This window comes from Roseiarcus sp. (assembly GCF_052145395.1).
Taxonomy (GTDB): domain Bacteria; phylum Pseudomonadota; class Alphaproteobacteria; order Rhizobiales; family Beijerinckiaceae; genus Roseiarcus.
Genome location: NZ_JBKQOT010000047.1, coordinates 1 through 9,057, shown reverse-complemented (window position 1 = coordinate 9,057; position 9,057 = coordinate 1). Strand labels below are relative to the sequence as shown.

At 67.5% G+C, this 9,057-nt stretch carries 9 protein-coding genes and 1 pseudogene; 4 read left to right on the top strand and 6 right to left on the bottom strand.

The genetic code is table 11. From position 1 onward, the window contains the following. Window positions 1–73: 73 nt before the first annotated feature. The gene (locus ACLP25_RS01685; RefSeq protein WP_442467517.1) at window positions 74–784 is read right to left on the bottom strand and encodes a MarR family winged helix-turn-helix transcriptional regulator; all 711 of its coding nucleotides are present in this window, start codon (window positions 782–784) and stop codon (window positions 74–76) included. Window positions 785–962: 178 nt separating this feature from the next. Here ACLP25_RS01685 and crcB point away from each other — a divergent pair, with 178 nt between their 5' ends. The 4 genes from crcB to ACLP25_RS01665 are packed head-to-tail and all read left to right on the top strand — an operon-like array spanning window position 963 to window position 4,152. After that, on the top strand, window positions 963–1,358 hold the full coding sequence (gene crcB, locus ACLP25_RS01680; RefSeq protein ID WP_442467516.1) for a fluoride efflux transporter CrcB: 396 nt from the start codon (window positions 963–965) through the stop codon (window positions 1,356–1,358). 4 nt (window positions 1,359–1,362) lie between these two features. Continuing rightward, window positions 1,363–1,713: a DUF190 domain-containing protein gene (locus tag ACLP25_RS01675; protein WP_442467515.1), complete on the top strand. Its 351-nt coding sequence runs from the start codon at window positions 1,363–1,365 to the stop codon at window positions 1,711–1,713. Between the two features lie 3 nt (window positions 1,714–1,716). After that, a complete protein-coding gene (locus tag ACLP25_RS01670) occupies window positions 1,717–2,916 on the top strand; it encodes a multidrug effflux MFS transporter (RefSeq protein ID WP_442467514.1) in 1,200 nt (399 codons plus the stop codon). 33 nt (window positions 2,917–2,949) lie between these two features. After that, window positions 2,950–4,152: a multidrug effflux MFS transporter gene (locus ACLP25_RS01665; protein WP_442467513.1), complete on the top strand. Its 1,203-nt coding sequence runs from the start codon at window positions 2,950–2,952 to the stop codon at window positions 4,150–4,152. An 86-nt stretch (window positions 4,153–4,238) separates the two neighbouring features. Here the strand turns inward: ACLP25_RS01665 and ACLP25_RS01660 are convergent, their stop codons facing one another. From ACLP25_RS01660 to ACLP25_RS01640, 5 genes and pseudogenes are all read right to left on the bottom strand, one after another. Continuing rightward, the gene (locus tag ACLP25_RS01660) at window positions 4,239–6,041 is read right to left on the bottom strand and encodes an ABC-F family ATP-binding cassette domain-containing protein (protein WP_442467512.1); all 1,803 of its coding nucleotides are present in this window, start codon (window positions 6,039–6,041) and stop codon (window positions 4,239–4,241) included. A 72-nt stretch (window positions 6,042–6,113) separates the two neighbouring features. Beyond that, on the bottom strand, window positions 6,114–6,953 hold the full coding sequence (locus ACLP25_RS01655) for an alpha/beta fold hydrolase (RefSeq protein ID WP_442467511.1): 840 nt from the start codon (window positions 6,951–6,953) through the stop codon (window positions 6,114–6,116). Between the two features lie 185 nt (window positions 6,954–7,138). Continuing rightward, window positions 7,139–7,420 (bottom strand): annotated as a pseudogene (locus tag ACLP25_RS01650) (phosphatidylserine decarboxylase); the annotation flags it as partial. A 209-nt stretch (window positions 7,421–7,629) separates the two neighbouring features. Beyond that, window positions 7,630–8,676 carry an MBL fold metallo-hydrolase gene (locus ACLP25_RS01645; RefSeq protein WP_442467510.1) on the bottom strand — a complete coding sequence of 349 codons (1,047 nt, stop codon included), beginning with the start codon at window positions 8,674–8,676 and terminating at the stop codon, window positions 7,630–7,632. 14 nt (window positions 8,677–8,690) lie between these two features. Continuing rightward, the coding region (locus ACLP25_RS01640) for a CoA transferase (protein ID WP_442467509.1) at window positions 8,691–9,057 on the bottom strand (367 nt) is incomplete at its 5' end.

Below are 9,057 nucleotides of genomic sequence, written 5' to 3'. Positions count from 1 at the left end.
GGGCTTTCTGGCATCTGGCTCATCCGGACATGGTTTCATGAGAAGTCTGAGCAGCCCTCGCCGGAAAGTCCAATTACCCCATATAATACAATGAATTAAGAGAGCGAAAAAACTCGCAACCACCTATCAGAAAGATCGCGCCGACGATCGACCCGTTGCGCTCGGCGACCCATGCGTCCTCCCGCGCGGCGTCGAATCCGAGCACGAAGGCGCCGAGAATCTGGCAGGCTAGTCCCTCGTAGGTCCAGTCCCATCCAAATTCCTCATGATAAATTCTGGCCTGGCGATGCGCGATCCAGCCGACGTCGCCCGGAGCGAGCGGCCTCAGGCGCCAACCGGGGGGTGGGGTTTGGCTGCGCTCGAGCACGGCGCGCATCTCGTCCATGGCCCTGGCGAGTCGCGCCCTGCCGGCTGGGTCGATCGGGGCGAGAAGGTCCCCGATCTCATGTCGCGCGCCGGCCTCCAGCCCGGCGAAGACCTTGCGGCCGGCGTCCGTGAGCGAAAGCATCCGGTGCTTGCCGTGGTCGGGGCTGATGCGGCTTTCAATGAGGCCGCGCGTGCGAAACCGCGCGACGATGCGGCTCAGATGCGCCTTGTCCATGCGCAACGTCCGTCCGACGTCCGCGGCCGTCCGGCCGGGCGCCGGCGCCGGCGCCTGCGCGATCTCGTACAGGACGCGGGCCTCGGCAAGCGAGAGCTCGCCGCCGGGCAAGCGCCGGTTCAAGAGGCCGATCTCGCGCGTGTAGAAACGGTTGAAGCTGCGCAGGTCGTCGACCAGGGTCATGGCGGGCTATCGCTAGTGTTGTCTAAGACAACACTAGCCCTGGGCGCGTCGAGCCGCAACCCGGCGCGACCCCTCTCACAATTCAGCGAGGCTCGCCCGTGCGCCGAATGTGCAAGTTGCGCCCCCGACCCGAATGCCTTTAAGTCGCGCTCCTCTTCCAAGGGATTCTCACGACAACATGACGTGGCTCTGGGTCATGCTCGGCAGCGCACTGGGCGGCGTGACGCGCTATTGGCTCTCGGGCCTCGCCGCGCACGCCATCGGCGAGACGTTTCCTGTTGGCACCATTCTGGTCAACATTACCGGCTGCTTCATCATCGGCTTCTTCGCTGTGCTGACCGGGCCGGACGGACGCGTGTTCGTCAGTTCGGACGCACGCCAGTTTGTCATGACCGGGATCTGTGGCGGCTACACCACGTTCTCCTCGTTCAGCCTGCAGACGCTGAACCTCGCCCGCGACAGCGAATGGCTGCTCGCCGGGGCGAATGTCGTAATGTCCGTCGTCTTATGCCTCGTCGCGGTCTGGCTCGGCGCAGTCGCAGCCGGCGCGCTCAACCAGCTCAAGGGAGCCTGACGCCATGGACCTGCCCCGCGACGCCATGCTGCTGCGCGTCTTCTTCGGCGAGAACGACAAGCACAAAGGCCGGCCGCTGTACGAAGCGATCGTCATGGCGGCGCGCGACGCCAAGCTCGCCGGCGCGACCGTGCTACGCGGGCCGATGGGCTTCGGCCGCACGAGCCGGCTGCACACGACCAAGATTCTGCGCCTTTCGGAGGACCTGCCGCTAATCGTCGAGATCGTCGACACCGAGGAGCGGATCAAGGCCTTCCTGCCGACGCTCGACGGGATGATGGGCAGCGGTCTCGTGACGTTGGAAAAGGTTCAGGTTCTGCAATACGGCGCCGACGTGAAGCACACGCCCGCCTGATCGATGACCTCAAAGGTCCATGGGTTTGGGTTCACGGCGCTGCTTGGCGGCCTGTCGGCCCTCCCGGCGCTCGCCACCGACATGGCCCTGCCGAGCGTCAGTCTCGTGCAGGCCGATTTCGGCTCGAGCCCTGCCGAGGCGGCTTCGGCGATCGCAGTCTTTCTTGCCGGCTTCTCGACCGCGCCGCTCGTCGTTGGACCGCTGGCCGATCGGTTCGGCCGCAAGCCGGTGATGCTCGCGGGGCTCGCGCTGTTCGCGCTCGCGTCGATCGGCTGCGCGCTCGCGCCATCGATCGCCGTGCTGATCGTCGCGCGCGTCCTCCAGGGCGTCGGCGCCGGAGCGGTCGCGATTTTGCCGCGCGCAATCATCCGCGACCTGTTTGAAGGCCGCGAGGCGCGTCTTCAGCTTGCAGCCGTCTCGATCGTGTTCAGCGTCGCCCCGCTGATCGGGCCGACGCTCGGCGCAGCGCTGCTGGCGATCGGCCCGTGGCGGCTGATCTACGCGACCCACGCCGTGGTCGCTGTCACGCTCGGCGCGTTCACGCTGGCGAAGCTCGGCGAATCGCACGACGAAACGATGCGTCGCAGCCTCAGGCCGGCGACGATCGTCGCCGGATACCGCCGGGCTCTGACCAATCGCATGTGCGGTGGGTTCTCGCTCATCGTCGGCCTCGTGTTCGCGGGCCTGTTCGCCTATGTCAATGTCTCGCCGCTCTTGTTCATCGAGGGCTACGGCTTCTCGCAAGCCGGGTTCGGCGGGCTGTTCGCCATGACCGCCTCGGGCGTCATCGCCGGCTCGCTCCTCAATACCTGGCTGGTGCGCCGGCATGCGAGCCCGCGCGCCGTGCTCGACGCCGCGCTCAGCGCCATAGCGCTTGCGGGGCTCACGGTTTTCATCGCGAGCCTCGGCGGGCATCCGTCGCTTGTCTTGGTGATCGCGCCGGTGATGATCTACATTTCGGCCTTCGGCCTCGTCATGCCCAACGCCGTGCACGAAGCCATCCATCCCCTGCCGGACATCGCCGGGATCGCCTCGGCCGTGCTGGTGTCGGCGCAGATGCTGTTCGGCGCGCTCGGCGGCTCGCTCGCCGCCGCGCTCTATCGCGACTCCTCGCCGCTGGCGATCGGCCTGGTGATGAGCGCCGGCGGTCTCGCGGCGGGCCTGGTCTATCTTGTCTGGCTGCGACCGGGCGTGGAAGCGTAGGGACATGAAGCAGCAAGCATTCACGGGGTGTTCGTGACGTCTTTCAACATTCATGGCCGCGGATTTCTGGTCTTTCTCTCTGCAATGACCGCGCTGCCGCCGCTGGCGATCGACATGGCCCTGCCGAGCCTGGCGCTCGTCCAGGCGGATCTCGGCGCGACCCAGACCCAGGCAGCCGCCACGATCGCGATCTTTCTCGCCGGCTTCTCGACCGCGCCGCTCATCGTCGGTCCGCTCGCCGACCGCTTCGGCCGCAAGCCGGTGCTGGTCGTCGGGCTCCTGCTCTTTGCGCTCTGCGGCCTCGGGGCCGCGTTCGCGCCGTCGATCGGCCTGTTGCTCGGCCTCCGCCTGGTTCAGGGCGCGGGCGCTGGCGCGGTCGGCGTGCTGCCGCGCGCGATCGTGCGCGACCTGTTCGATGTCCGCGAATCGCGGCTGTTCCTCACGGCCATTGCGCAAGTGAACGGGGTCGCGCCGGTGATCGCGCCCAGTATCGGCGCGCTCATCCTCTATGTCGCGCCGTGGCGGACAATCTATCTCGCCCTCGCCGCAATCGGGGCGTTCATGCTCGTTCTCGGTCTCTCTCGGTTTCGCGAATCGCAGCCGGTCGGCGTCCGCCAGAGCCTGGAGCCGGTCGCCGTCGCGGCAAACTATGGACTCGCGCTGACCAACCGCTTCTGCCTCGGCTTCTCGCTGGTGCTCGGCCTGACCTTCGGCGGCATGTTCTCATACATCAACACCTCGCCGCTCCTGTTCATGCAGGGCTTCGGCGTTACAAAGGCCGCCTTCGCCGGCTTCTTCGCCTTCACTTCGCTCGGCGTGATCGCCGGCGCCAGCGTCAATTCGCAACTGGTGCAGCGCCACGTAAAGCCGAAGACGGCGCTGGATCTGGCCCTGTCGCTGACGGCGCTAGCCGCGCTCGCGCTGCTCGGCGTCAGCCTCGCTGAGCTCGGCTCCGCGGTGACGGTCGCAGGGCTCTCGTTCTTCTATTTCCTCGCCATGGGGATCATCTTCCCCAACGCCATGCACGAGGCGGTGCATCCCCTGCCCAAAATCGCCGGCATGGCCTCGGCGGTCCTGCTCTCGAGCCAGATGCTGTTCGGCGCGCTTGGCGGCGCGATCGGCGCGGCGCTCTACCGCAACGCCTCGCCGGCCGGGATCGCCGCGGTGATGACCGGCGCCGCAATCCTCGCGGGCGCGCTCTACGCGCTGTGGCTGAGGCCGAGCGTCGAAGCGTAACCGTCGGAGGGCGCGCGTCTCGCGCGCCAGGGGCGGCGAGACGCCGCCCCTCCAATGTCCGATGGGCGGCCCCATGAGACTCTGCTCTACCCCTCGATCCCCTCGCGCAGGATTTCCAGCGCCAGCCATTCGTCTTCCGTCTTCGCCAGCGCCTCGCGGACCTCGCCGTAGCGGTTCGTCGCCGTCTGGAAGGCGGCCGGCTCGCGGGCGGCGAAATCCTGGTCGCCTAGCTTCGCCTCGAGCGCGTCGACCTCGGCGCGCAGGGCGTCCATGCGCTGCGGCAACAGTTCGAGCGCCCGCTTCTCGTTGAACGACAGCTTGCGCTTCGGCTGCGGCTCACTCTTCGGCTTCGCCTCGGTCTTCTCGGCTTTCGGAACCGGCGCCGTCGTCGGGCCGGCGAGTTCGAAGCCGCGTTGAGCGACCATGTCGGAATAGCCGCCGGCGTATTCGAGCCAGCGCCCCCCGCCCTCGGCGACGATTACCGAGGTCGCGACGCGGTCGAGGAAGTCGCGGTCGTGACTGACGATCAGAATCGTTCCCTTGTACTCGCCGAGCAGCTCCTGAAGAAGGTCCAGCGTCTCGACATCGAGGTCGTTGGTCGGCTCGTCGAGCACGATCAGGTTCGAGGGCGCCGCGAGCGCGCGGGCGAGCATGAGGCGCCCGCGCTCGCCGCCGGACAGCTTCTCGATCGGCGTGCGCGCCTGCTCCGGCCCGAACAGAAAGTCTTTCATGTAGCCGATGACGTGCCGGCGCTCGTCATTGATGGTGACGTAGTCGCTGCCGCCGCCGGTGAGCGCGTCGATCAGGGTCGTCGGCGGCGGCAACGCGTCACGCTTCTGGTCCATGCGCGCCATGACCACGTTGGTCCCGATGCGGACCTCGCCCGTATCGGGCGCGAGCGCCCCGGTCAGCAGGTTGATCAGCGTCGTCTTGCCGGCGCCGTTGGCCCCGATCACGCCGATCCGGTCGCTGCGCATGATGCGCGTCGAGAAGTTCTGGACGATCGGCGTCCCGTCGTAGGCCTTGCCGATTGCTTCGGCCTCGATTACCAGCGCCCCCGAGGCTTTGGCGTCCTGGGCGACCATGGTCGCGACGCCGACCGCCCGTCGCGCCTCGCGCCGCTCGCGACGCATGTCGGCGAGCTCGCCGACGCGGCGCATGTTGCGCTTGCGGCGCGCGGTGACGCCGTAGCGCATCCAGTGCTCTTCTGCAACGATGCGGCGGTCGAGCTTGTGGCGCTCCGCTTCCTCCTCCTCGAGCTTGGCGTCGCGCCATGCCTCGAAGGCGGAAAACCCGCGCTCGAGCCGATGCGTCGCGCCCCGGTCGACCCAGACAGTCGCGTTGGTCAGGTCGGCCATCAGGCGTCGGTCGTGGCTGACGAGCGCGAGCGCCGAGCGGCTCGCGGCCAGATGGCTCTCGAGCCACTCGATCGCGATGAGGTCGAGGTGGTTGGTCGGCTCGTCGAGCAGCAAAATGTCCGGCTCGGCGCTGAGAACGCGGACGAGCGCCGCGCGCCGCGCCTCTCCTCCCGACAGGTTAACCGGGTTCGCCGCCGGATCGAGCCCGAGGTCGCCCATCATGGCGCGGGCGGCATAGTCGTCTTCGTGTTCGCCTAAGTCCGCGACCACATAGTCGAGCGTCGTGGCGTAGCCCGACATGTCGGGTTCCTGGGGCAAGAAGGCGAGGCGCGCCGTCGGCTGCAGAAAGCGCGTTCCCCGCTCCGGCGCGGCTTCGCCGGCGGCGATGCGAAGCAGCGTCGATTTCCCCGATCCGTTGCGGCCGACGAGCGCAACCCGGTCGCCCGGCGCAATCGACAGTTCTGCGCCCTCGAGCAGAGGCGCGCCGCCGAGCGTTACGGCGATGTCTCGAAGGTGCAGCAGGGGCGGCATGGGGCGGGCTCTCGTCTCGGCGCCGGGAGGGATATCGGCTGCCGGGCGAAAGGGAAAGGCCGGCCGGACTCGTCACCCGTTCAGAAAATTCCGGACGACGCCGATCTGATCTTCGGTCATGAGCGCCGGCGCGTGGCCGACGCCGGCGAATTCGATGAGCCTCGGTTTCGGCCCGCGCCTCGTCATCTCCTCGGCGTCGCTCCGCGCCAGGACGTTCGAATGCTCGCCGCGCAGAATGAGCGTCGGACAGGCGACCCGATCCCAGAACGGCCACAGATCGACGTCGGGGAGATCCTGCTTGTAGGGGTCGCCGATCCGCGGGTCGTAGGCGTAGCCGTAGCCGCCGCCGGGCTTTTGGTGCGACAGATAGAGCGTCATCGTCCGCCATTGAGCGTCGGTCAGCGCGCCGAAGCCGGCGCTGTTCGTCCGGATCGCCTGCTCCATAGCGTCGAGCGATTCGAACGTGGGATCGGCGCCGATGAATGTGCCGAGCCAGGCGAGCGCCTGTTTCGGTATGAACGGCCCGGCGTCGTTGACCACGAGCTTTCGCACCGGCGCGCCCGGCTGCGCTGCGAGCAGAAAGCCGATCACCGCCCCCATCGAGGTTCCGACCCAGTCTACGCTCTCGACGTCGAGCCGCGCGATCAGCGCCGCGCAGTCCGCGAGATAGGTTGGGAACGCGTATTCGTTGGAGTCCTTCAGCCATTCGCTGCGCCCGCGTCCGGGCATGTCCGGGCAGACAACCCGGTGGGTCTTCGACATCGCTTGCGCTAAGACATCGAAATCGCGGCTGTTGCGGCTCAGGCCATGGACGCAGACGAGTGTCGGGGCGCCTAGCGGCCCAGGCCATTCGTCATAGGCGACGCGGTGAAACCCCGACGGGCTGAGACAGGCCATATGGCGTTCGAGCATGGACGACGGACCTCTCTCAACGTCTCCCGCTGCGCAATTTACGCCTGACCGGCGCGGCAAGTCCACGACGCACACCGTCGCACCTCCGGCCCGACGATAATCTTCGGCCGAGCGCGGCGACGCCTTGGCCTGCCGCTTCGAGCGTGTTTGCGCCGACGGCCTGCGACCGACGTCGACGGAAACGGTCAGCTGTAGGGGTAGGCGTTTCCGATCCAGCTTCCCTGCCTGACGTGGACGTTCGCCTGTCCGATCAACTGCACGTTGCTCGCCCGCTCGAACACCATGACGAAGGCGGACGCGCCGAACTGGAAGTAGCCCAGCTCCTCGCCCTTATGCAGCGTGACCCCGACCTCCGCGGTGATCACGACCGACGAGACCTGCGCCATGCCCATCGGAAGACAGGCGACGAGTCCGACCGGCGAACCGATCACGACGAGACCGCGGATCTGGGCGAATTGGTAGTCCGTTCCGTTTTGCGCGCTGAGGACGTTGGTTGTCTTGCCATCGCTTTTCCGGAAACCCTATCCGGCTTGATCGGGCTTTGAAGTTCGCGCACCGGGGGCTCGTCGAGGAAAAAGTAGAATCTGACAAAGTGGTCGTAGAGATTGGTCTTGACCGCCGGCGGGCCCTTCCGCTCTCGTCGGCCGCGCACGGACGCGCCGGCGCCACCTCCCGCTCACGCCGCCTCGAGCGCCAGCCCGTCTGCAGCGCCGGCGAAGCGCACGCGGCCGGTCCGGATCAGCGCGTTGATATGCGCGAGCGCCTCGCCGAAGGCGAAGACGAGCTGGTGCGGATCGTCGATCGGTCTGCCGAAGATGACCGGCACGAGTTCGGCCGCCGTTTGCGGCCCGCCGCTGCACGCCTCCACGATCGCCCTGCAGCGCGCCTCGTGATGGGCGATGAGCTCGTCGGCCCGCGTGTGCAAGCCGACGAAGGGCAGGTTGTGGCCGGGGAGCACGAGCACGTCCCCGGGCACGCGGGCCTTCAGCTTTTCCAGCGAGCGGATATAGATGCCGAGCGGATCGCCGTCCGGCTCCATCGCCTCGACGCTGACATTGGGCGAGATCTTGGCCAGGATCTGGTCGCCGGCAATGAGGAGATTGTCTTCGGCGGCGTAAAGCATCACGTGCTCAGGCGAATGGCCGCCGCCGGTCAGGACCACAAAGCTCCGTCCGCCGATCGTCAGCGGGTCGTCCGCCATCAGCCGCTGGAACGTTTTTGGCGGCGGCGCGACCATGCGCAGGTATTGCAGGCCGTTGCCGAGCAGGATCTCGGTGCTCTCGGCGGAAAGGCCGTGCGAGCGGTAGAACCCGCGGTAGGGCTCGGACTTCAGCGCCGACGGGTCGAGCCGGATGTTGAGGCCGAGCAGATATTCGGTCTGGCTCATGGCGAGCGGCATTTCGAAGCGCTCGCAAAGCCACCCGGCGAGGCCGATGTGATCGGGGTGGAAATGGGTGGCGATCAGCCTCGTCAGCTTGCGCCCTTTGAGCGGCCCGTCGATGAGCGCCTCCCAGGCGGCGCGCGAGGGCGGATTGTCGATGCCGGTGTCGATCAGAGCGAGGCCCGCCCCGTCCTCGACGAGATAAAGATTGACGTGGTCGAGCCGGAACGGCAGGGCGAGCCGCGCCCAAAAGATCCCCGGCCGGACTTCGACGACCTCGCCCGGCCCCGGCGGCGCGGCGTAAGGAAATTCGAGCGTTTGCGGCAGGGCGTGCGGGGTCATCGGGACTCCAAAACTCAGGCGAGCGGCTGGAAGCGGGGCGCCTCGGCCGCGTCGAGCCGTCCGTCGGGGCGCGTGCGAAAAACGCCGCGCGCGGCGTTGTGCGGATGGCTCGCCGCTTCGGCAAAGCTCAGCGCCGGCGCGAAACACACGTCCGTGCCCTCGAGCAGCGCCCGCCATTCACTGCTCAGACGGCTCGCGAACAGTTCGCGAAAGCGTTCCTTCAGCGCCGGCCACTGGGCCGTGTCGTATTGCGCTTTCGGGTCGACGTCCGCAAGCTTGAGCTTGTCGAGAAGAGCCGCGTAGAACTGCGGCTCGAGCGCGCCGATCGTGACATAGCGGCCGTCAGCGCAAAGGTAGGCGTCGTAGAACGGCGAATCGTGG